This window comes from Sphingosinicella sp. SM1-17, from assembly GCF_056821765.1.
The window spans coordinates 1192321-1215224 of the sequence record NZ_JBPDIO010000001.1 but is presented as its reverse complement, the minus strand read 5'-3'; the positions used below and the strand labels follow the sequence as shown (position 1 = coordinate 1215224).

Annotated in this window: 21 protein-coding genes and 1 tRNA gene; 1 reads left to right on the top strand and 21 read right to left on the bottom strand. The window is 65.4% G+C overall.

Annotated elements, in window-relative coordinates; translation table 11 throughout:
* Positions 1 to 61: 61 nt before the first annotated feature.
* The 19 genes from scpA to ACRYLT_RS06075 form a co-directional block, all read right to left on the bottom strand.
* Positions 62 to 2206 carry a methylmalonyl-CoA mutase gene (gene scpA / locus ACRYLT_RS06165; RefSeq protein WP_482663225.1) on the bottom strand — a complete coding sequence of 715 codons (2145 nt, stop codon included), beginning with the start codon at positions 2204 to 2206 and terminating at the stop codon, positions 62 to 64.
* Positions 2196 to 2615: a methylmalonyl-CoA epimerase gene (mce, locus tag ACRYLT_RS06160; RefSeq protein WP_482663224.1), complete on the bottom strand. Its 420-nt coding sequence runs from the start codon at positions 2613 to 2615 to the stop codon at positions 2196 to 2198. The genes scpA and mce overlap by 11 nt, the downstream gene beginning before the upstream one ends.
* A 2-nt stretch (positions 2616 to 2617) precedes the next feature.
* Positions 2618 to 2857: a hypothetical protein gene (locus ACRYLT_RS06155; RefSeq protein WP_482663223.1), complete on the bottom strand. Its 240-nt coding sequence runs from the start codon at positions 2855 to 2857 to the stop codon at positions 2618 to 2620.
* Positions 2838 to 4370 (bottom strand): acyl-CoA carboxylase subunit beta, encoded by a 1533-nt coding sequence (locus ACRYLT_RS06150; protein WP_482663222.1) that lies wholly within the window; start codon positions 4368 to 4370, stop codon positions 2838 to 2840. Before ACRYLT_RS06150 ends, ACRYLT_RS06155 begins: the two co-directional genes overlap by 20 nt.
* 35 nt (positions 4371 to 4405) lie before the next feature.
* Positions 4406 to 5185 (bottom strand): enoyl-CoA hydratase-related protein, encoded by a 780-nt coding sequence (locus ACRYLT_RS06145; RefSeq protein WP_482663221.1) that lies wholly within the window; start codon positions 5183 to 5185, stop codon positions 4406 to 4408.
* A gap of 10 nt (positions 5186 to 5195) precedes the next feature.
* The gene (locus ACRYLT_RS06140) at positions 5196 to 6086 is read right to left on the bottom strand and encodes a hemolysin family protein (RefSeq protein WP_482663220.1); all 891 of its coding nucleotides are present in this window, start codon (positions 6084 to 6086) and stop codon (positions 5196 to 5198) included.
* 4 nt (positions 6087 to 6090) lie between these two features.
* The gene (gene ybeY / locus ACRYLT_RS06135) at positions 6091 to 6579 is read right to left on the bottom strand and encodes an rRNA maturation RNase YbeY (protein ID WP_482663219.1); all 489 of its coding nucleotides are present in this window, start codon (positions 6577 to 6579) and stop codon (positions 6091 to 6093) included.
* Positions 6576 to 7565 (bottom strand): PhoH family protein, encoded by a 990-nt coding sequence (locus ACRYLT_RS06130; RefSeq protein ID WP_482663218.1) that lies wholly within the window; start codon positions 7563 to 7565, stop codon positions 6576 to 6578. The genes ybeY and ACRYLT_RS06130 overlap by 4 nt, the downstream gene beginning before the upstream one ends.
* Positions 7565 to 8887, bottom strand: a complete 1323-nt coding sequence (miaB, locus tag ACRYLT_RS06125; protein ID WP_482663217.1) for a tRNA (N6-isopentenyl adenosine(37)-C2)-methylthiotransferase MiaB — start codon at positions 8885 to 8887, stop codon at positions 7565 to 7567. The genes ACRYLT_RS06130 and miaB overlap by 1 nt, the downstream gene beginning before the upstream one ends.
* Positions 8884 to 9732 carry a lysophospholipid acyltransferase family protein gene (locus ACRYLT_RS06120; RefSeq protein WP_482663216.1) on the bottom strand — a complete coding sequence of 283 codons (849 nt, stop codon included), beginning with the start codon at positions 9730 to 9732 and terminating at the stop codon, positions 8884 to 8886. Before ACRYLT_RS06120 ends, miaB begins: the two co-directional genes overlap by 4 nt.
* Positions 9733 to 9744: 12 nt before the next feature.
* Positions 9745 to 10167 (bottom strand): Fur family transcriptional regulator, encoded by a 423-nt coding sequence (locus ACRYLT_RS06115; protein WP_482663215.1) that lies wholly within the window; start codon positions 10165 to 10167, stop codon positions 9745 to 9747.
* Between the two features lie 116 nt (positions 10168 to 10283).
* Positions 10284 to 10706: a Ros/MucR family transcriptional regulator gene (locus tag ACRYLT_RS06110; protein WP_482663214.1), complete on the bottom strand. Its 423-nt coding sequence runs from the start codon at positions 10704 to 10706 to the stop codon at positions 10284 to 10286.
* A 137-nt stretch (positions 10707 to 10843) separates the two neighbouring features.
* On the bottom strand, positions 10844 to 11323 hold the full coding sequence (gene rimI / locus ACRYLT_RS06105; RefSeq protein ID WP_482663213.1) for a ribosomal protein S18-alanine N-acetyltransferase: 480 nt from the start codon (positions 11321 to 11323) through the stop codon (positions 10844 to 10846).
* Positions 11320 to 11922 (bottom strand): tRNA (adenosine(37)-N6)-threonylcarbamoyltransferase complex dimerization subunit type 1 TsaB, encoded by a 603-nt coding sequence (tsaB, locus tag ACRYLT_RS06100; protein WP_482663212.1) that lies wholly within the window; start codon positions 11920 to 11922, stop codon positions 11320 to 11322. Before tsaB ends, rimI begins: the two co-directional genes overlap by 4 nt.
* Positions 11923 to 11981: 59 nt before the next feature.
* On the bottom strand, positions 11982 to 12554 hold the full coding sequence (locus ACRYLT_RS06095) for a NifU family protein (protein WP_482665404.1): 573 nt from the start codon (positions 12552 to 12554) through the stop codon (positions 11982 to 11984).
* A gap of 37 nt (positions 12555 to 12591) precedes the next feature.
* Positions 12592 to 13263: a glutathione S-transferase family protein gene (locus ACRYLT_RS06090; RefSeq protein ID WP_482663211.1), complete on the bottom strand. Its 672-nt coding sequence runs from the start codon at positions 13261 to 13263 to the stop codon at positions 12592 to 12594.
* 149 nt (positions 13264 to 13412) lie between these two features.
* Positions 13413 to 13904 carry a hypothetical protein gene (locus ACRYLT_RS06085; RefSeq protein WP_482663210.1) on the bottom strand — a complete coding sequence of 164 codons (492 nt, stop codon included), beginning with the start codon at positions 13902 to 13904 and terminating at the stop codon, positions 13413 to 13415.
* Positions 13905 to 14092: 188 nt separating this feature from the next.
* A complete protein-coding gene (locus ACRYLT_RS06080; protein WP_482663209.1) occupies positions 14093 to 14896 on the bottom strand; it encodes an undecaprenyl-diphosphate phosphatase in 804 nt (267 codons plus the stop codon).
* A gap of 42 nt (positions 14897 to 14938) precedes the next feature.
* Positions 14939 to 15889 carry a complex I NDUFA9 subunit family protein gene (locus ACRYLT_RS06075; RefSeq protein ID WP_482663208.1) on the bottom strand — a complete coding sequence of 317 codons (951 nt, stop codon included), beginning with the start codon at positions 15887 to 15889 and terminating at the stop codon, positions 14939 to 14941.
* 123 nt (positions 15890 to 16012) lie between these two features.
* On the opposite strand from ACRYLT_RS06075, the gene ACRYLT_RS06070 reads away from it, so the two are divergent.
* Positions 16013 to 16099: transfer RNA gene (locus ACRYLT_RS06070), tRNA-Leu, on the top strand.
* A gap of 180 nt (positions 16100 to 16279) precedes the next feature.
* On the opposite strand, the gene ACRYLT_RS06065 is transcribed toward ACRYLT_RS06070, so the two are convergent.
* Positions 16280 to 16939, bottom strand: a complete 660-nt coding sequence (locus tag ACRYLT_RS06065; protein ID WP_482663207.1) for a peroxiredoxin — start codon at positions 16937 to 16939, stop codon at positions 16280 to 16282.
* A gap of 203 nt (positions 16940 to 17142) precedes the next feature.
* The gene (locus ACRYLT_RS06060) at positions 17143 to 22860 is read right to left on the bottom strand and encodes an autotransporter outer membrane beta-barrel domain-containing protein (RefSeq protein WP_482663206.1); all 5718 of its coding nucleotides are present in this window, start codon (positions 22858 to 22860) and stop codon (positions 17143 to 17145) included.
* Positions 22861 to 22904 lie beyond the last annotated feature (44 nt).

Below are 22904 nucleotides of genomic sequence, written 5' to 3'. Positions count from 1 at the left end.
GATAGGAAGCCCTTCACCCCCGAAGACGTTTGCGCGCTCACGACATCTTCGGTTTTCCGGTTCACTCGGTCGCCTCTTCGAGCGGCGGCATGTTGTGCCCGAGCAGTCTCAGCACCTCGCCGGCCGCATCGACGAGATTGGTTCCGGGGCCAAAGATCGCCTGGACGCCGGTCTCGCGGAGAGCGTCATAATCCTGCGCAGGGATCACCCCACCGACGACGACCTTGATGTCGGCCCGTCCCCTGTCGCGAAGGTGCCCGATCAGCTCAGGGACGAGGGTCAGATGGCCTGCAGCGAGGCTGGAGGCGCCGACGACATCCACGTCCTGATCGATGGCGAGCTTCGCCGTTTCGACGGGAGTCTGGAACAGCGGCCCCGGGATCACTTCGAAGCCGAGATCGGCGAAAGCCGAGGCCACGAGATTGGCGCCCCGATCATGCCCGTCCTGACCCATCTTGGCGACCAGCAGCCGCGGCTTGCGCCCGAGCCGGCGCTCGACCGCGGCGATCCCGGCCTGTGCCTGAGTCCATCTGGGATCGCCCCGATACGCCCCGCCATAGATTCCCCGCACCGGCTTTGGAGTGGTGCCGTATCGCCCGAAGACTTCTTCGAGCGCGGCCGAAATCTCGCCGAGCGTGCACCGCGCCCGGGCCGCCTCGACCGCGAGCGCAAGCAGGTTGGCCTGACCCTTGGCGCCTTCACGAAGGGCTTCGAGTGCCGCCTTCGAAGCCGCCTCGTCGCGCCTGGCGCGGACCCGTTCGATCCGGGCGATCTGGTCGGCACGCACCTTGGCGTTGTCGATCTGCAGGATGTCGATCGGGGGCTCGTTGTCCGGCCGGTAGCGATTGACCCCGACGATCACCGTTTCACCCCGATCGATCCCGGCAGCGCGGGCGGCGGCCGCCTCCTCGATCCGCCGCTTCGGCATGCCTTCGGCCACCGCGCCGGTCATTCCGCCGAGCCCTTCCACTTCCTCGATCAGCTGCCAGGCCTTGTCGGCGAGCTCCTGGGTCAGCGCCTCGACATAGTAGGAACCGCCGAGAGGATCGGCGACGTTGGTGATCCCGCTTTCCTCGGCCAGAACAAGCTGGGTATTGCGGGCGATCCGCGCCGAGAAGTCGGTCGGAAGAGCGATCGCCTCGTCGAAGCTGTTGGTGTGCAGGCTCTGGGTTCCGCCGAGCACGGCGGCCATGGCCTCGATCGTCGTTCGGATGATGTTGTTCCAGGGATCCTGCTCCGTGAGCGAGACACCGCTGGTCTGGCAATGGGTGCGAAGCATCTTCGACTTGGGATGGCTCGCCCCGAACCCGTCCATGATCCGGTGCCACAGGAGACGGGCCGCTCGAAGCTTCGCCACCTCCATGAAGAAGTTCATTCCGATGCCGAAGAAGAAGGAAAGGCGGGGCGCGAACTCGTCGACGTCCAGCCCCTGGGCCTGAGCGGCGCGAACATATTCCATGCCGTCGGCCACGGTGAAAGCGAGTTCCTGGACCGCCGTCGCCCCAGCCTCGTGCATGTGATAGCCGCTGATCGAGATCGAGTTGAAGCGCGGCATGTTGCGCGCGCAATAGGCGATCACGTCGGCGACGATCCGCATCGAGGGTTCGGGCGGATAGATGTAGGTGTTGCGGACTGCGAACTCCTTGAGGATGTCGTTCTGGATCGTTCCGGACAGCTGCGCCTGAGCAACCCCCTGCTCCTCCGCAGCGACGATGTAGAAGGCCATGACCGGAAGCACCGCGCCGTTCATGGTCATCGACACCGACATTTCGTTCAGCGGAATGCCGTCGAACAGGATCTTCATGTCCTCGACCGTGTCGATCGCGACCCCCGCCTTGCCGACGTCGCCGACCACCCGCGGATGATCGGAATCGTAGCCGCGATGGGTGGCGAGGTCGAAGGCGACGCTGAGTCCCTTCTGCCCGGCAGCGAGATTGCGCCGGTAGAAAGCGTTGGACTCCTCGGCCGTCGAAAAGCCCGCATACTGCCGGATCGTCCAGGGCCGCCCGGTATACATGGAAGCATAGGGGCCGCGGGTATATGGCGCGAAGCCCGGCAGGCCCGGATCGATCTCGGCCGAATCCTCGGCCGTGTAGAGCGGCTGGACGTCGATCCCTTCGGGCGTTCGCCAGGTAAGGTCCTTCCCCTTCACCTCCTTGGCGGCTGCCGTTTCCCAGTCGGTCCGGGTGGGTTTGTCAGTGCTCACCCTTGGGAGTCTCCATCAGCTCTACAAGAACGCCCCCCATATCCTTCGGATGCACGAAAATCACGGGCGTGCCATGGGCGCCGATTCGCGGTTCGCCGAGCACCTTCGCACCCCTCGACTCCATCTCGGCCTTGGCCTCGAAGATGTCGGGCACTTCGAAGCAGATGTGGTGCTGCCCGCCGGCGGGGTTCTTCGCCAGGAAATTGTTGAGCGGCGAATCCGGTCCAAGCGGCTCGATCAGTTCGATCTGGCTGTTCGGGGTGTCGACGAAGCAGACCCGCACCCCCTGCGGCGGCAGGTCGAGGGGTTCGTGGATCTTGGTCGCGCCGAGCATCTCGCGATAGAGCGCGATGCTCTTCTCGATCGACGGAGTCGCGACTCCGATATGGTTGAGTCGGCCCAGTTGCATTCTCAATCCCTCGTCAATCCGAACAACAAGTCGGCGCCGATGAACACCATCCCCGCAGCGGCGACTGAGTAGCAGCCGAACAGCGCGACATAGGCTCCCTTGCGTTCGTCCCGAGCCACCCGGCCCTTGCCGATCGGCAGCCAGCCTTCGCCCAGAGCGCGACGCAGCCTGAAACCGAGCCAGATCGCCACGAGGAGCGCGACGATGCCGACGACCGCTTCGTCAGAGCGGAATGTTGTCATGCTTCTTCCACGGATTCTCGAGCTGCTTGTTGCGCAATTTCCGAAGACCCAGGGCAATCCGGCGACGAGTGGAATGCGGCATGATGACTTCGTCGATGAAGCCCTTGCTTGCGGCAACGAAGGGGTTGGCGAAACGCGCCTCATAGTCTGCGGTGCGTTCGGCAATCTTTGCGGGATCGCCAATGTCCTTGCGGAAGATGATCTCGACCGCGCCCTTGGCGCCCATCACGGCGATCTCCGCCGTCGGCCAGGCATAATTGAGATCGCCGCGAAGATGCTTCGACGACATCACGTCATAGGCGCCGCCATAGGCCTTCCGGGTGATCACCGTGATCTTTGGAACCGTGGCTTCGGCATAAGCGAAGAGCAGCTTGGCGCCGTTCTTGATGATCCCGTTATGCTCCTGCGCGACGCCGGGAAGGAAGCCCGGCACGTCCACGAAGGTGACGATCGGAATGTCGAAGGCATCGCAGAAGCGAACGAAGCGGCCCGCTTTCTTCGAGCTTGCGATGTCGAGGACGCCGGCGAGGACCATCGGCTGGTTGGCGACGATCCCGACGGTTCGGCCCTCGATCCGGCCGAAACCGATGATGATGTTGGCGGCATGGGCCGGCTGGAGCTCGAAGAAGTCGCCCTCGTCGACGACCTTCCGGATCAGTTCGTGCATGTCGTAGGGCTTGCTCGCGCTGTCCGGGATCAGAGTGTCGAGGCTCTCCTCCACCCGGTCCCACGGATCCTCGCAAGGCCGTTCGGGAAGATCGTGCCGGTTCGACAGCGGCAGAAAATCGAAGAAGTCACGGGTGGCGAGCAGGGCGTCGATATCGTTCTCGAAGGCGACATCGGCGACCCCCGACTTGGTGGTGTGGGTGATCGCGCCCCCCAGCTCCTCCTGAGTCACCACTTCGTTGGTCACGGTCTTCACCACGTCGGGTCCGGTGACGAACATGTAGGAACTGTCCTTCACCATGAAGATGAAGTCGGTCATGGCGGGCGAATAGACCGCGCCGCCCGCGCACGGCCCCATGATCAGGCTGATCTGCGGAATGACCCCGGAAGCGAGCACGTTGCGCTGGAACACCTCGGCATAGCCGGCAAGGGAGGCAACGCCTTCCTGGATCCGCGCCCCGCCCGAATCGTTGAGGCCGATCACCGGCGCCCCGACCTTCATGGCCATGTCCATGATCTTGCAGATCTTCTGCGCATGACGCTCGGAAAGCGAGCCGCCGAAGACGGTGAAGTCCTGAGCGAAGACATAGACGAGCCGCCCGTTGATCGTTCCCGATCCGGTGACGACTCCGTCGCCGGGGAACTTCTGGGTCTCCATGCCGAAGTCGGAGCAATTATGCTCCACGAACATGTCATATTCTTCGAACGATCCGGGGTCGAGCAGAACGGTCAGACGTTCCCTTGCGGTCAGCCGCCCCTTGGCATGCTGCGCCTCGACCCTCTTCTCTCCGCCCCCCAGGCGCGCAGCAGCGCGGCGCCGCTCAAGCTCTTCGATCGTGGTGGCCATGCCGCTCCTTATTCCGGCGGCCTGGGAGAGGCAAACTATCTCCCTTCGAACCGCGCCTGCCGTTTCTGAAGGAAGGCGAGAACGGCGGCCTTGAAATCCTCGGTCGCGCCAGCTTCGCGCTGGGCGACGCGTTCGGCAGCCAGCGCATCGGCCAGCGGGAGTTGGGCGGAATCGCGGGCCAGTCGGCGGATGAGCCCGAGCGCGACCGTCGGTCCCTTCGCGAGACTGGCCGCCAGGGCAACCGCTTCCTCGGCGAGGAATTCATCGTCGACGACTCGGCTGATCATTCCCCATTCGGCCGCCTGCTCCGCCGGGATCCGCTCGCCCAGCATCATCATTTCCAGCGCTCGGGCGCGGCCGACGAGCCGCGGCAGAAGCCATGTCGCGCCGGCATCGGGAATGAGGCCGATATTGACGAACGCCTGGAGGAAATAAGCCGAGCGCGCCGCGATCACGATGTCGGCCGCGAGCGCCAGCGAACAGCCGGCGCCGGCGGCCGGACCGTTGACGGCGGCGACCACGGGAATGTTCAGCGCAAACAGCGCCTCGATCAACGGATTGAAATGCTTTTCCAGTGCCAGCCCCGCATCGGCCGGCAAGCCGCCGCCCCCGGCAAGGTCGGCACCGCTCGAGAAGCCGCGGCCTTCCCCGGTGATCAGGAGACAGCGCGCACCGGAATCCGGCAGGCCTTCGACCGCGCTTCGAAGCTCGTCCACCAGCTGGGCATTGAGAGCATTCAAGGAATCGGGGCGATTGAGAGTGATTGTCGCGACCTGGGCGGGATTCTGCTCGAGACGGATATGTTCGTAGGCCATTCGTTTCCCCTCAATGGACGACGGCGCTCTCCTCGGGCGCGTGGAGCCGCAGGCGGGTGACCCGCCGGGTGTCGCCTTCCGTTACCTCCAGCTTCCAGCCGCTCGGATGTTGGACGATCTCCCCCGGCTGCGGGATGTGGCCGGCAAGGACGAAAGCCAGGCCGCCGAGCGTCTCGACATCTTCCTCCACCGCTCCGAGCCGAGCGTCGATGGCTTCGGCCACCTCCTCCAGCTCTGCCCGCGCATCGGCGTCCCATAGCCCGTCCTCGAGCGGGATCAGCATTCCGGGAAGCTCCTCGTCATGCTCGTCCTCGATATCGCCGACAATCTCCTCGACCACGTCCTCGATCGTGAGCAGACCCTCGGTGCCGCCGAACTCGTCGACGACGATGGCGAGGTGAACGCGCTGAGCGCGCATCCGGGCGAGCAGATCGAGCACCCCCATGGATTCCGGAACGTAGAGCGGCGTCCGGATAAGTTGGCGAATGTCGGAAGGCGGTTCGGCGCCGCTCACCTGAACGGTGAAGACGTCCTTGACGTGGATCATCCCGACGACCGTATCGAGGCTGTCCTCATAGACCGGCAGCCGGCTGTGTCCCGCTTCGGCGAAGGCGGCGACCAGCCCTTCGAAGCTGATGCTCGTCGGAACGGCGATGATGTCCGCCCGAGGGACCGCCACGTCGGCCGCGGTCTTTTCGCCGAAGTGGAGGATGTTGAGCAGCATCTGTCGTTCGACCTGGGAAAGGTCTCCGACCCGGGGCACTTCGCCTTCCCGGCTTTCGATCGCTTCCTCGATCTCGTCGCGAAGCGTGGCTTCGCTGTCATCCCCGAACAGGAGGGCCCTCAGACCGCTCCAGAAACTGCGACCGTTCTCCCGGCCGCTGGGACTGTCGTCGTCCATGAGTTTAGGATTCTACCTCTTTCTGGTAGGGATCTTCGATCCCGATGGATGCGAGCGCCTTTCGCTCCGCTTCCTCCATTTCCTCGGCGTCCTCGTCACTCGTTTCGTGGTCGTATCCTAGCAGATGAAGCATGCCATGCACCACAAGGTGCGCGGCGTGCGTTTCGACCTGAACTCCCTTTTCACCGGCTTCGCGTGCGCAGACGCCGTAAGCGAGAATGATGTCGCCGAGCAGGTGCGCGCTGCCGAGCTCGTCCTCCTCGACCATGGGGAAGGAGAGGACGTTGGTCGGCTTGTCCTTGCCGCGCCAGTCGGCATTCAACGCTTGGACTTCCTCGTCTCCGGCGAACTTGACCGAAACTTCGGCTTCGGAAGAAGCGAGTGCCGAATGACGGCTGTGGGCAACGGCGGCCGCGACGGCGCGTCCGGCCAGTGCCGCCCAGTCGGTGCTACTGTCCCATTCTTCGGAAACGTCGGCTTCGACGAGGATCATCTCGACGGGCCTTCATAGGCCTCGACGATCTTGCCGACCAGCGGATGGCGAACGACGTCGCCGGCCCCGAAACGGACCATGGAAATCTTGTCGATCCCCTCGAGCTTGCCGACGGCGTCGCGAAGGCCGGATTCGACGCCGGGCGGGAGATCGGTCTGGTTGGGGTCGCCGCAAATCACCATCCGCGAGCGCATTCCGAAGCGGGTGAGGAACATCTTCATCTGCTGAGGCGTGGTGTTCTGAGCCTCGTCGAGGATGATGAAGGCGTCCGACAGCGTTCGCCCGCGCATGAAGGCGATAGGCGCGATCTCGATCTCGCCGGAAGCAATGCGTCGCTCCACCTGCTCGGTCGGGAGCATGTCGTAGAGCGCGTCGTAGAGTGGCCGAAGATAGGGGTCGACCTTTTCCTTCATGTCGCCCGGGAGGAAGCCGAGCCGCTCGCCTGCCTCCACCGCCGGCCGGGAGAGTATGAGCCGGTCGACGCTGCCGCCAATCAACTGCTGGACGGCCTGGGCGACGGCGAGATAGGTCTTGCCGGTGCCGGCCGGGCCAAGAGCGAAGATCATCTCGTCCCGAGCCAGCGCCTCCATGTAGACGGCCTGGGTCCGCGATCGAGGGACGATGGTCTTCTTTCGAGTGCGGATCATCACCTTGGGCGGTTCCGTCACTTCGGGCGAGATGATGCCCTCCAGAGTCGGCTCGCCCGACATGGCGATGATCGCATTCACCGTCTCGGCGTCGATGTCGTGACCCTCGTCCAGACGGTTGTAGAGCCCCATGAGGACCTCGCGGGCCCGGGCGGCATCGTGCGGATCGCCTTCGATCTGCACCTTCGCGCCGCGAGCGGCGATATAGACCCCGAGCCGGTCTTCGATCGCGACGAGGTTGCGGTCGAACTCACCGAACAAGGGTCCGAGCAGATGCGGCTGCTCGAACTCGATCTCGACCCGGGCACGCGTGCCGGCGCCCACTTTCTTGTGAGCCATCAGGCGGCGACTTTCACGAGTTCGGCGCCGGCCAGGCTGTTCGGACCGGCCGAAAGAATTTCGACGTCGACGATGTCGCCGATCGCGCCAGCGGTTTCGAGATGGACGGATTGAAGCCAGGGCGACTTGCCGACGAGCTGCCCCGGCTTGCGGCCTGGCCGTTCGAGCAGCACCCGGGTCCTTCGTCCGACGCTGGCGACGTTGAAGGCAAGCTGCTGCGCGTTGAGCGCTGCCTGCAACCGCTGGAGACGTTCGTCCATCACCGGAGCCGGAACCTGTCCTTCCATCTCCGCCGCCGGAGTTCCCGGACGCGGAGAATATTTGAACGAGAAAGCCTGGGCGTAGTTCACCGCCTCGACGATTTTCAGCGTTTCCTCGAACTCGCCGTCCGTCTCGCCCGGAAAACCGACGATGAAGTCACCGGAGATCGCGATGTCCGGCCGAGCGGCGCGCACCCGTTCGATGATCCGCAAGTAACTTTCGGCCGAATGGCTGCGATTCATCGCCTTCAACACCCGGTCGCTGCCGGACTGAACGGGAAGGTGGAGAAAAGGCATCAGCTTTTCGACTTCGGCATGAGCGCGGATCAGGCCCTCGGTCATGTCGTTGGGGTGACTGGTCGTGTAGCGGATCCGCTCCAGGCCCGGCAGGCGGTCGAGGGCGTGGATCAGCTCCTCGAGTCCGCGCCCGTCCGGGTCCCGCCAGGCGTTGACGTTCTGCCCGAGCAAGGTGATTTCGCGTGCTCCGCCATCCACCAGCGCCTTGGCCTCGTCGATCACGGCCGACCAGGGGCGGGAGACTTCGGCGCCGCGCGTATAGGGGACGACGCAGTAGGTGCAGAACTTGTCGCAACCTTCCTGAACGGTGAGGAACGCGCTTGGCGCCAGCCGGCGGCGCGCCGGAAGGGCGTTGAACTTGGAGACCGGCGGCATGTCCGTGTCCAGCGCACGCTGTCCCGCTTTGGCCATTCGGACGAGCTCTGGCAGATTGTGATAGGCCTGCGGCCCAACGACGATGTCCACCCCCGGCGCTCGCCGAGTGATCTCGGAGCCCTCGGCCTGGGCGACGCATCCGGCGACCGCGATGAGCGGCTGCTCGCCTTCGGCGCGGCGCAATACGCGGCCAATCTCGGAATAGACCTTTTCCGCGGCCTTCTCGCGGATGTGGCAGGTGTTGAGCACGACCAGATCGGCCGCCGCGCCTTCCTCGGCCGGGGCGAGCCCCTCCGACTCGAGCAGCTCCGCCATGCGCTCGCCGTCATAGGCATTCATCTGGCAGCCGTACGACTTGACCAGGAAGGTGCGCGGGTTACGGTTCTTCATCGACGGGCATATAGGAGATGGGGGCCCGGTTCGGAAGCAGCGCTCTTTCGGATGCCGCCACGCCCGATTTCCTCACCGCCGGAGCGCGGAACGCCCTCGCCCTTCCGCTCGACGCTCTCACGATCGGTTCCAGACCAACCGAGCGACTCCTCAACCTCAGCCTGGGCTCGTGCCGCCAGTGCCTTCCGGTCACCGGCCTCGCCGGGATCGATGGGTTCGAGAAAGCGGACAAGGACGGAGATCGAGCCCCTGCGTGACAGGATTCGCCTGGCATTCGTCCCGGCTGGTTCGTCCCCGATCCAGGTGATCGCTTCCGCCTCGGCGCCATAATCGATCGAGACCGGCTGAACCCGCACGCCCTCCAGCGGCGGATACAGGGAGGCGAACAGGCTCGCGCGGAAGGGCAGCACGGCGTGGCCCCCTTCGGTCGTTCCTTCGGGGAACAGTGCCACCGCCGATCCGTCGGCAAGCGCTCGACGGAGCCGGTCGGCCTGACCATGGACTTCACGGCGCGCCTGGCGAGCGACATAGATGGTGTCGTTGAGACCCGCGATCCAGCCTACCAGCGGCCAATCCTCGACGTCGTCCTTAGACACGAAAACGGCGCCCGTCGCTCCGCCGAGAACGAGAATGTCCAGCCAGCTGACATGATTGGAGACGAACAGAACGCGACCCCGGAGCGGCTGCCCTTCCACGTCGATCCGGAGGCCGGCACATCGCGCCGAATAACCCAGATAGAGCTGCGGCCAGATCGAACGGGCGCCGAATGCCTTCCAGAGATAGTGGAGCGGCACGCAGACGATCAGCCCGGCCGCCATCGCGGCGGCCCGGAAGATCAGGCGCATCGGCGAGCGCCCTTAGCGGTTCCGGTCGAGGGCGACGCCGTAAAGCTCCATTCGATGATCGACCAGTCGGAAGCCAAGCTTCTCGGCGATCCGCCGCTGAAGCGCCTCCAGTTCCTCGTCGACGAACTCGATCACCCGGCCGGTCTCGACGTCGATGAGATGATCGTGATGCGTGGCGTCCGCAGCCTCGTAGCGGGCGCGGCCGTCGCCGAAATCGTGCCGCTCGAGGATCCCTGCCTCTTCGAACAGCCGCACCGTTCGATAGACGGTGGCAATGGAAATGCCGGGATCGATCGCCGATGCGCGGGCATGGAGCGCCTCCACGTCCGGATGGTCCTCGGCTTCGGAAAGGACCCGGGCGATGACCTTGCGCTGCTCGGTGATGCGGAGGCCCTTCTCGGCGCAAAGCGCCTCGATATCGATACTGCGTGACATGCGCCGCCTATCTAGAACAGTTCGTTGGCCAATCAAAGCGTCGCAATGCAGAAGCGCCGCCTCCGGGGATCCGGAAACGGCGCTGCGTCTGCTTCAAGCCCCCCGAAGCTAGCCGCTTACTTGCGGCCCGTCCGGCGGCGCTTGGTACCGAGGCCGATGCTCTTCGCCAGGTTGCGGCGCTGCTCGGCATAATTGGGGGCGACCATCGGATAGTCGGCGCTGAGCCCCCACTTCTGACGATATTCGTCGGGAGTCATGTTGTAGTGGGTCATCAGATGCCGCTTCAGCATCTTCAGCTTCTTTCCGTCCTCGAGACAGACGATATAATCGGGCTTCACCGACGAACGGATCGAAACCTTGGGCTCCGGCTTCGGAGCGGGTTCTTCCTTGGTCTCGCCAAGCCCCTTCAGGGCATTATGGACGTTGTTGATCAACAGCGGCAGGTCAGAAACCGCAACGCTGTTGTTGCTGACATGGGCCGACACGATGTCGGCGGTCAGGGTGATCAGCGTCTCCCCGAAATTCTCTTGAGTATCCATTTGTCGGTACCACTTCTTGGAAAGGAGATGTCCGCCATTGGCCGTGGCGGTGCCTGCCACCGGCGGGAAGCAGACATCTTTGCCGATAGGTCCATTGTAACCCGCTTGACAAGGTGGAAAACCCCGTATGACGGGCATTAAGTGGCTAAAGTTTCTATTCGCGCGAGGGTGAGAGCGTCGAATGTCTGCCCGGCCGGACCGCTATAATAATTCCTTCGCCTGCCCACTAGCGAGAAGCCGAACTGTTCGTACAGCTTAACAGCATGATTTCCTTCACGGACTTCGAGGTGGAGGCGTCGAGCTCCGCGAGCTTTTGAGTCAGCCAAGAAACGATCGAGCAGCTTCTTTCCAACGCCGCGCCCCTGAGCGCCTCGACGCACCGCGAGCAGCAGCAATTCCGCTTCCGCTTCGACATTCCGGGCGAGCGAGAAGCCGACGACGCGATTTTCGGCGCGCGCGACCGACAGCCAAACACCCGGCATCGGCAGAAGTCCGGCACATTGCGAGGCGGTCCAGGCCTCTCCGTAGCGCGGATCGAAACTGTCGTTCATCACTTCCATCACCTGGCTGAGATCGGCCAGGCTCCCGGCGGAAATGGTGACGGCGTCGGCGGTCATGTCATCGGCTTCGCGTCGGGCGCTCGGCCGTAGATGGGCTTGGGCTCCAGTTGTCGCAAAGCCGACGGAAGCAGCCGCGCGTCCGCCGCCCGCGGCAAGGCGTCGAGCCAGCGCCCATGCCCGCGAGCCCCAACCAGAGCCTCGGCACCGGAGCCGAGGACGAGATCGGCCTCCACCGCCTCGGCCGCTGCGCGCGGCTCGAGGGAACGCAACTCGCTGACGGGCGCGATCGGGTCACCCGCATAACTTTGCACGAAAAGTTCGCCATGTCCCCCCTGAAGCGCAACGCCGACCTCGTCAGCTCCACTGGCGGCGGCGAGCAAGGCGAGAGAGGAGAAGCCGGCAATCGGAACTCCCCAGCCGATCGCCAGTCCGTGGGCGGCGGCAAGCCCGACCCGAACTCCGGTAAAGCTTCCGGGCCCGCAGTCGACGAGGATCGCCTGTGGCCGCCGGCCGTCCAGCAGATCGGCGATCATCGGCACGAGCCGCTCGGCATGACCGCGGCCGACGACCTCGTGCCGTTCGTCGACCAAGGCTCCGTCGGCGCCGATCAGGGCTGCAGAGCAGGCCGACGTGGCGCTTTCGATCACCAACAGCATGGGACAGGGCTCGACCGTCGATCCATCCGCAAGGGCTATCCGCTTTTCGCGAGCGGAAGCTAGACCGCTTCGACCGTCTCGACCTCGGGAACATAATATTTGAGCAGGCTCTCGATCCCCTGCTTCAGAGTCATCGTCGAGGAGGGGCAGCCGGCGCACGCGCCCTGCAGGCCGAGATAAACCTTGCCCTTCTGGAACCCGCGATAGACGATGTCTCCGCCATCCTTGGCCACGGCGGGCCGCACCCGCGTCTCGATCAACTCGCGGATCTGGGCGACGACTTCAGCGTCGGCCGGATCTTCTTCGATGACTTCGGCGGGAGGCACCGCAATTCCGGCTGCGCTGCCCGGGCGGAAAAGTGGGGCGTTGCTCGCGAAATGGTCGAGCAGGACTTCGAGGACCTGGGGCTTGAGCTGGCGCCATTCCACGCCCGGCGCGGCCGTGACGGAAATGAAGTCCCGGCCGAAGAAAACGCCTTCGACGTCGCCGATCGAGAAGATCGCTTCGGCGAGCGGCGAGGCCTCGGCCTCTTCCGGCGTGGCGAAATCGCGCGTGCCATGATCCATGACCGATCGACCGGGCAGGAATTTGAGCGTGGCCGGATTGGGCGTTGTTTCGGTCTGGATCAGCATGGTGTCCATGTGGGCCGGGCATGCTTGGCGATCAAGGTCAGAAGTCGACCTTGTCGTAGTGCGCCGGCGGCATGATCACCTCCATCCGCTCGGCCAGCAAGGGCCGGAAGCTCGGCCGCGACTTCATTACCATGTACCAGTCGGCCGTCTGCTTGTGTCCCCGCCAGTCGACGCCGCCCAGATAATCGGCAACGGAAAGCTGGGCCGCCGCGGCCAGGTCGGCGAGTGTCAGCGCGGGACCCGCGAGCCAGCGGCGATGGTCGAGGAGATAGTCCATATAGTCGAGGTGGCCATTGGCGGCCATCATCGCCTTCCGCAGCTCCCCTGTGTCGGGCGGCGCCCGGCTGACGAGACGCTTCTTCATCCGCTCCTCCATCAGGGGAGCGACGACGTCACGGAAGAGCTTGCCGTCGAACCAGGCGACAAGGCGCCGGATTTCAGCGCGATTGATCGAAGTGCCGGCAATCATCGGCGAGCGATCGACCGTTTCTTCGAAAAACTCGCAGATCGCTCCGGAATCGATCAGCACCGTTCCCTTCTGGTCCTCGACCAGGACGGGCGTTTCTCCGGCCGGATTGAGATCGGAAAACTCATCGTTCTCGATCCAGGGCGAAACTCGCTTGAGCTCATGCGCCACACCCTTTTCGGCCAGCATCAGGCGGACCTTGCGCGAGAACGGACAAAGAGGGAATTGGTAGAGCTGCCACATGGAAGCCGCTCTCTAGAGCGATTTCGCGCCGGGTGGAAACACCCAGCGGCCCGGAAATCGCAGCATCAGGAATCAGGGCCCCTTCCACCTCGTCGGGAGGGGCCTGAACCTCGCGTCGCCTCGGCCGACCAACGTTCCGAAGACGAGCCTCAATCCTCGTCGTACGGGAATTCGTCGTACCGGTAGTCGGGCAAGCCACCGCGGCGGCGGTGATAATCGCCGATCGCTGCGGCCATCCCGCGCTCAAGCTCGCTCAGCGAACGGCGGAGCGACGGCGCGGCAACGGCAAAGGCGTCCATCATCCGGGCCACGTCGCTGGTGGCGCCATAGATTGAGGAGCGCAGGCGCTGTTCGAAATAAGGATCGTCCCGCCGTCCGAGTTCGGCCAGGGTGCGGCCCGAACGGCCATAGCCCGGCCGCCGTCGATAAGGGTCGACGGCGTCGAGGATCGGGCCGACATCCATATTCAGAAGCGCCCCCACCGAAAGATCCAAGGCCGGGGCCATCGCCTCGATCTCCTCGGCCGGAGGAATTGCCCGGACGATCTCGTCGTCCAACCGCTCGTCGAAGAGCGGCCCGCTTTGGGCAGCGGCCGGAGCGGCGAGAGTCGTGGCAAGCGCGGCGATAAGAAGCTTGTGCATACGGGCCTCCCATGGGGACGTGGCGGCCGATCAAACGCGCCGCGGCAAAGTCCGTTGCCTGTTGAACGACTTACCCTGACCCCAACCTTAACACGGCTCCAGCTCGAGGGCCGCCGCCACGGCGCTCACTGTTCAGCCAGTCCAATCGCCGTCGGCTCCCGACCGGGCGGAGCAAGCCCGAGCTTGGCCTATCTGGCCAGCAGCCAGACAAGAGCGATGGTGCCGATTCCGATCCGGTACCAGGCAAAGGGGGCAAATCCCATTCGGGACACGATGCCGATGAACCAGCGGATCACCACGACGGCAACGATGAAGGAAACGACGAAGCCGACCGCGATCGTCGTCCAGGCCCCCTCCCCGAGCTCGGCGCCCGACCTCAGCAGATCGTAGCTGCTCGCCGCCAGCATGGTGGGAACAGCGAGGAAGAAGCTATACTCCGCGGCGGTCTTCCGCTCGACGCCGAGCGACAGCGCGCCGATGATGGTGGCACCCGACCGACTGACCCCCGGAATCATCGACAGGCACTGGATGAAGCCGATTCCAAGGGCCGTTTTCCAGCTCATTCCCTCGACGCTGTGCCAGTGCGGCCGCTTGATCAGACGCTCGATGATCAGAATCGCGAAGCCGCCCAGAATCAGAGCCACGGCGACGATCATCGGCGCCCCCAGCATCATCTTCACGTAGTCGTAGACGATGAAACCGATCACCATCGACGGGGCGAAGCCGAGCGCGACGTTGCGCGTGAAGAGCATCGCATCCCGGTCGGCGCGAATCAGTCCGAGGCCGACGTCGAAGAAGCGGCGCCAGTAGAGCACGATCACCGCGAGGATGGCGCCGAGTTGGATGACGATCTCGAACGTCCCCGAAGCCTCGCTGTCGAAACCGAGCAGCTCCGCCGCCAGCACGAGATGGCCGGTCGAGGAAACCGGAATGAATTCGGTCAGCCCCTCGACGATACCGAGGAGGATGATGGTGAGAAGAGACGCGTCCATGGCGAGGGGCTGTAGCGGGCGCCCGCCCGCCCGGTCCAGCGGTCAATAAGGCGAGGGCGCGGCCCAGCGGCCATGGCGCCGATAGATGGGGAGCCAGCCCTCCGCGACCGCGGCAAGCGGGGCGGCATTGATCCCGAAGGCCTCGAAACCGGGACAGTCGCCGCTCGCCACATTGTCCTTCTGAAGCATCAGCCACTGGTCCCAGCTGATCGGCGCGCCCGGCGCCCAGCCGATCAAACGGGCCATCAACTTCGCCAATGCGTCGGGAAGCTCGACCACCGCCTTCGATCCCCGGCCGGTGGCCTGGCAGATCCAGGCATTCACCTCGCGCATCGAAATGACCTGCGGACCGCCCAGTTCATAGACCATGCCGGAATGCTTCTCGGGCTGCAGTGCGGCCTGGGCGATCGCCTTGCCCAGATCGGCTGCGTAGACGGGCTGGAGCTTCCAGCCGCCGCGGATCACCGGCACGACGGGAAGCAGTCGGGCCATTCCGGCGAAGCGGTTCACGAAATGGTCCTCGGGGCCGAAGACGATCGACGGGCGAATGATCGTCGCACCCGCGAAAAGACTACGGACCGCCTGCTCGCCTTCTCCCTTGGTTCGACCATAAGCGCTTTCGCTCTCCGGGTCCGCGCCGATCGCCGAAACATGGACGAGCGAAGCCGCGCCTGCCGCGGCGGCGGCTTCCGCAACGTTCCGAGCACCGACGACATGGACGCCCTCGAAATCGCCCTTGAGTGTGCCCACGAGGTTGATCACCGCGTCCGCGCCCTGAACGGCCGCCGCCACTTCGCCCGGATTGCGGATGTCCGCGCGCAGGAACTGCATCATCCCAAGGCCAGTGAGCGGCCGGAGAAAATAAGCACGGCGCGGCTCGCGCTCGGCAACCCGAACGCGCATTCCCGCCCTGAACAGCGCCTGCGCGACATAGCGGCCGATGAAGCCGCCGCCGCCGAACAGGGTTACGATCCGGTCCGTTCTTGCCGTCATGGAAAGTGCCCTTTGAAGGATGTGCGCGGTCCCCCTGCCGCGCTGCTGCGACAATGGCAAGCGGGTCGGCAGGACGCGTTGACAATGCCAGCGACGATCCCTAATTCGCGCGGCCTACCCCGTGCCCAGATGGCGGAATTGGTAGACGCACCAGCTTCAGGTGCTGGCGCTCGCAAGGGCGTGGAGGTTCGAGTCCTCTTCTGGGCACCAGACATCCCATCTCAGGGTGTCTCAAGATCTCCCTCATGAGCTTGAGAAATGCGGCCCCGCCGGCTGGTGACGCCGTGCGCCGGCGCGGGCACCGGCTCGCCCCGTGCCTGATCTCTCCAAAGGCGGGGTGCAGGTCGAGCGCGAGGGAGCGACCGGAATCGTCCTCGCACCACAGACCGGCTATCGCGGTTGCGGAACGAGTCGCAAATAGGGCTTCAGGGTCTTCCAACCCTCCGGATACAATCGGGCCGCTTCCTCATCCGTCACCGAAGGAACGATGATGACATCGTCTCCATCCTGCCAGTTCACCGGAGTCGCGACTCGGTGTCCGGAGGTGAGCTGGATCGAATCGAGCACGCGAACTATCTCGTCGAAATTGCGGCCCGTGGTCATCGGATAGCTGAGCATCAGCTTGATCCGCTTGTCGGGACCGATAACGAAAACGGTGCGCACCGTCGCATTGTCGGCCGCGGTTCGGCCGTTCGAGTGGCCGTCGATCTCCTCGGGCAGCATGTTGTAGAGCTTGGCGACGTTGAGATCGGTATCGCCGATCATCGGAAAGTTCGGCGCCGCGCCTTGGGTCTCCTCGATGTCCTGTGCCCATCTGGCGTGATTCGCGACCGGATCCACGCTGAGTCCGATGATCTTGGTGTTGCGCTTGTCGAATTCCGGCTTGAGCTTCGCCAGATAGCCAAGCTCGGTCGTGCAGACCGGCGTGAAGTCCTTGGGATGGGAGAACAGAATTGCCCAGCCATCGCCGATCCACTGGTGAAAATCGATCGGCCCCTCGGTCGTGTCGGCCGTGAAGTTCGGCGCTTCTGAGTTGATACGGAGTGTCATGGCCTCGTCCTCTCGTTGGAACTGAGCTTCAGGAATTCAGGCGCGCGCTCTTCTCGAGCCCGCAGTTAACCGCCTGGCCTGGGCGAACTCCCGCGCAGCAGGCCTCGCTTTCGCCCACTGGCGCCCTTGCCTTCGAAGCACAAAGGCCGGCGGAAGATCATCCCGCGCGGGACGTGGACCAGCGCCAAAGTGGCCGTCCCACCTCAGAACCGCCAGCTCAACGACGCGCGCGCGCCGTGATCCGTGTAGCGATCGCCGTAATTCCCGACATAGCTGACGGCGAGACCGACGTTCCGGCGGAGGTCGGCTTCGATGCCCGCATCGACGGCAACGCTGTTCCGCTCGATCGCGACACCTTCGATGGTGAAGGTCGGGCCGCTCGCGAAGGCCAGGTCGACCGTCGGCACACGATTTCCGAAGGAATGGCGCAGCGCGACCGAGCCGGCAAGGCGCAGGCCGAAATCCGACACGGGAAGGTTCGCCCAGGTCCGCACGCCCAGCATGCCATAAGTCGCATGGGCATTGCCGTTGTCGCCCTGCAGCGCGGCGCTGCCGCCACCCTCGTCGATCTCCGAATCGAACAAGGTGACATGCGCCGCGCCGATGAACGGCTGGAATGTCACGCCGCCGACCTCACTTCTGACCGCAACTTCGCCGAACGCCTGAACGGTTCGCGCCGAATAGTTGCTCGACAGGGTCTCGGAGAGGGTGCCGAAAGCCACGCGCCGGGACGCCCGGACGTCATTCCAGGCATAGGCGCCGCCCAACTGGAACGAGACCATGCCATAGCCGCCGACCATGTAGGCGCCGGCATGATAGACGTCGATGTCGTGCTCGGCGTGTTCCGTTCTGAAGTTGGTGGTGCCGTAGCCGAGCGCCACGCCGACGCGGATGTTCTCGCTGACTGCTCCGTCGAAGCCGGTGAGCAGGCCCTCCAAATTCCGGCGATAGGCCTGACCGCCGATCTCGGCGTCCGTGCTGCCCCAGCTGCCGAGCAGACGCCCCCACAGCGCCATGCCGGTGGTGCCAGCTGTGCCGCCGCGCGCCAGCATTGCGTCTCGAACGAAGTGGCCGTCCTCGAGCAGGCGCCCACGCAGGCTGGCATGATCGGAGCCGGCCAGCTGTTCGAACGCGTCACGCGCCTCCGCTGCGGTAAGTGCAACCACTTCGTCGAACACGGCATCGCCTATGCCCAGTGCTTCGACGGCCGGGGCGACCGCGCGCTGGTTGGGCGTCTGCCCCACCGTGCCGAACTCGATCGTATTGCGGCGAAGGTTCAGCGTCACCGCGTCGCTCGAATAGCTGAGCGTCGGAGTGAGGAAGGCGAGATCCGAAGTCACGGTGGCGAAGGTGCCGGTGACGCCTCCGGTTGCGACCAGGATCGTGTAGCTGGTGTTGGAGGCATAATTGCCGTTCGCCGCCAGCACGGTGACCCCGACATCGCTCCCGATCGTCGCCAGTCCGCGCACGACGATCCTGTCGCTATTGCCGGCCGCATCCGCCTCCACCTCGTAGCGGCTGCCCGGAGCGAAAACGAGGTCGCCGGTGAAGGTCAGCGTCCCGATCGAGTTGCCTGGGGCGACCGTGCCCGCAATACGGCCCGAGCCGGCCGTGCCGCTGCCCTCGAGGCGCCCACCCCGCAGTACGTCGACGGAACCGCCCAGCGTTCCGCCGAGGACGAGCCTCTGATCCTGGCCCATCGTGACGGTTCCACGAAAGCCGGAGCTGTCGCCGTCCAGCCTGATTGCGCCCCCGCCCTGCACGATCATCGCGCCGCTGCCCGTGATCGATCCGGCGTAGACGCCTTCGCCGGCCTGATCGAACACGAAGCTCGTGCCCTGCTCCAGGTGGATATTGCCGGTGAACAATGTGGAAGTGGAGATCAGGCTCCCGGCCGCGACCTGCCAGTCGGTAGCATTCGCAACAGTGAGCGTCAGCGCCCCGCTGCCTGACTTGATAGTTGCGCCCGTGCCGGTGACGGTGCCGGCATAGGTGCCGTCGGCGGTCAGGTCGAAGACAAGGGTGCCGTTATTGGCGATGTCGCCGCGCAGCGCGACGGTGTCGCCGACGAGGGTACCGGACTCGACCGTCGTCCCCCCGGAATAGCTGTTTGACCCGCTAAGCACGAGCGTTCCGAGGTCGGATTTTATCAAGGCGGCCGAGCCGGTCAGCGATGCTGCGATTTCGGCAGTTACGGCCGCCCCACCGGCAGTGCCGTCGCCGACGCGGATCACCACGCGGTCTCCGGCCAAGGCGAGATCGCCACCACCAAGAGTGTAGCCGTCGGCGGCGAATTGCATCCCGGTGACGGAGACCTGCCCCGCGGCGTTGTCGATGATGACGGTGCCGCCGGTGCCCTGGAAAATGGCAAAGCCCGGATACGGCGCCATGGCGCTGTTCACTCGACCGTCCGCGCTGGTCCAGGCGGTTCCGTGCGTGGTCCAGCGACCGCTGCCGCCGTTCACCACGCCATTGTTGTGAAGCCCGGCGTCGCCGCCATCCCAGAAGGTCAGCTCCGCTCCGGCCGTATTCACCAAATTGACCTGGCCCGCCGCACCGGTCTGGATCGAAAGTCCGTCGGTGGATGTGCCGGTCACCTCGCCGAGTTCGAGCCCATTGTCGGTGAGGGCGCCACCATAATCGAACAGCCGATAGACGCCCACGCCAAAGGAGGGCGTGGCATTGACGTCGAGCGTCCCGTCCAGCGTCAGATCTCCGCCAACGTCGAACAGGGCCACGCTCGAGGAGGCGCCGAGCGTTGCATCGACCACCGATCCCGCGCCCAGAGCAAGCGAATCCAGAACGAGGCTGCTGCCCTGCACACCCACCAGCCGCGCCCCGTCGGCGACGGTCACTGCCGCGTCGATCGTCCCGCTACCCTGGAAGCGGCCCGCGGCGATCGTGACCGCGCCCCCGCCAGCGATGGTGCCGTTAAAGACGGAGCTGCTGCCTGCCGTGCCGATCGCCAGAGCGCCGCCGCCAAGCGCGATCGTGCCCGCGCCATCGAGCTCGCCCACCGCCATCCCGAAGCCCGCCAGGTCGAGAGTGGCGGCCACCGTCTGCTCGAAGCGAGTAACGCCGATCAGGGCACCCGTAAGCGCGATCGTTCCGCCGTCGTTGAAGACCGCTCCATTGAGCTCGCCGGCCAGGCTCGCCGTGCCGCGATTGACGAGTCCGCCGTTCAGGGAGCCGGTCGAAGCAACGGTCCCGGAATTGACCACCGTTCCGCTCACCCGGCCGGCATTGAGGAAGCCGGCCTCATTCTGGACCGCGCCGACGATCGAACCACCTTCGGCCAACGACAGCGTGCCCCCGGTGATGGTTGTGAGGCCGGAGAAGCTGTTCGCGCCTGCCAGGATCAGCCTACCCGCGCCGGTCTTGGTGAGGCCGGCGCTGCCGGTGATCGCGGAGCCGATCGTCGCCTCCGTTGCATTCACTTCGACGATGGAGAAGCCCCCGGTGAGGGCAAGCGCGCCACCCTGCAGTACGTAACCGGCGGTGTCGAAGCGCAGCAGCTGGAAGCTCTGAGTGCCATCGACCGTCACCGTACCGCCGGTGTCGCCGGCGAACACGCCCACCTGGCCAACCCAGGCGTCGTTGACTCCGAAGCCGCTCGGTGCGGTCCAGTTGGTGCCGCCAGCCCGCCACACGCCCGAGCCGCCGTCACCATTCGCCGCATCCGACGCCCCGGTCACATCCGTGCCGTCCCAATATTGTACCCGCTGCGCGCCATCGTTGAACAGGATGTTGACCTGTCCGGCGATTCCGGTCTGGATCGTGCCGGTGAAGCCGTTTGGTGTCGAGCCGAGCTGGAGACCGTTGTCGACGAGCCCTCCGGCATAGTCGATCAGACGGTAGTAGCCGGCGTCGAACCCGCTCAGGGCGGTGACGTTCAGTGTGCCATCGAGCGTAAGGTCGCCGCCGACGACGATCAGATCGTTGACAGCGCCGCCGACAACGCCGCTTCGGGCGAACTCGAAGTTCAGGATCGATCCGGCGCTGAGCCCAAGATCACCGGCGATCGTCAGCGTGCCCGGGCTATTCCCGGGGCCGACCGTCCCGCCGTCCGAAACTCTGACATCGCCGAGAAAGGTGCCGCTGCCGCCCAGCACGGCACCATTGCCGACACGAAGACTGGCGGTCCTGCTCGTCGAATCGCCGAACGCACCGTTCAGCACGATCCCGCCGCCGTCGAGCTGGACAGTCCCGGTAAAGTCGCTGCTCCCGCCGTCGAGCGTCAGGACGCCCGCACCGGTCTTGCTGAGGAGGCCATTGCCCGAAATCGTGCCGCCATACGTCCCGTCAAAGTCCTGATCGAATTGAAGGCTTCCAGCTTCGATGGCGAAGATCACGTTTCCGGCGATGCTGTTGGTGTCGCCCTTCAGCCCACCGCCTGCCACGGACCAGTTCTGATCGCCGGTGCCGATCAGGGTCCAGACGCTCGACCCGGCCTTTTCGTAAGTGTCGAAGCCGCGATATTGTCGGGCCGCACCGATCTGCGACACGTCGAACGTGGCGTCGGTCGCTCCCCCGAGGGCCAGAACATTGTCGGCGCCGCCCGCCACGACGACATCGCCGTTGATGGTCGAGCCCGAGCGTAGCTCCAGGCGATTGTTGCTGCCGAACAGAGAGATGGCGTTGGATCGAACGGCGCTTCTGCTGTTCACCCCACCGTTGATCGTGCCCGAATTGACGATGGAGACGTTGCCGGTCGACGCGCCAAGGATGGCGACTCCGCCTGCGCCGACCACATTGTCTCCGAACGGGGTCGCACCCCCCGCACCGCCTTCGATCATGCCCGAATTGTTCAGGCTTGCCGCCTGCCCGTCCCGGAACAGGATGCCAGCTCCGCCAGCGCCGGCCCTGGAAAAGGACCCCGCCAGTCGCGGCGCGCCGCCAAGCCCGCCCGAAATGATGCCGGAAGCGGCATTCTCGACACTGCCACCCCAGACGACCACGCCGACGCCGCCGGCGCCGCCCCCGGAATTGCCATTCCCCCCGATCCCGCCAGCAATCACGCCGCGATTGTCGATCGACCCGCTATTTCCCAGGACGCCGGCTCCGCCATTTCCGCCAGTCAGCGCCGACAAGCCGGTGCCGCCGCCATTTCCGCCCCGGATCTCGCCGTCCTGATTGACCAGGCTGCCGCCCGCGTAGAGAAAGAGTCCGGAGCCGCCGAAGCCGCCGATCGAACCTCGGTCGCCGCCCCTCCCGCCGGTGATGGCGGAGTTGCCCGAAACCGTCACCAGGCCGTCTTCGATCAACACCAGCCCCGCGCCGCCGCCGCCACCAACGCCGGCAACGCCGCCGCCCGCAATGCCGCCGCCGCCAGCGCCGCCGGTCACATCATAGCCATTCGTGGTCAGAACGACGCCGGTCCCGACCAGTACCATTCCTCCGCCGCCGCCCCCGCCGCCGCCGCCGCCGCCGAGCCCCCCCGAGCCGTCGCCGCCGACCGATCCGGAACTGTCGCTCCCAAGCAAGAAGGATCCGTCCGTCGAAACCAAGTTGCCGCCGCCGCCGTCGCCGCCGTTACCGCCGAGCTCGATCGCGCTTGCGCCGCCGCCGCCACCGCCGCCACCACCGCCGGCCGAGAGATCGTTCGGTGTTCCGGCCTGCCCCCCTGCACCGCCTCTAGCGGGGTTGCTCCCGGGAGCCCCATCCTGAGCGGATCCGGTCGGCGTTGTGGCTCCGGATCCGCCGGCGCCGCCGCGTCCTGCCCCGCCGCTGCCACTTCCTCCGCTGCCGCCGCCGCCCCCGGCTATCCCGCCCGTCGCACCGCCGCCGCCCTGACTGATCTGCTGCGCCTCGGCATTCGGTGCTGCGGCAAGGCCAAGGGCCAGTGCCAGCGCCGCCGCCGACGCTGATCCGCCCGCGATCCGCGCCTGCCGCCGCTGTCCGGATCGAAACTGAGCTCGCATGACGGCCTTCCCCTTGCCGACGCTGCCGCGTGAAGATCGACCGA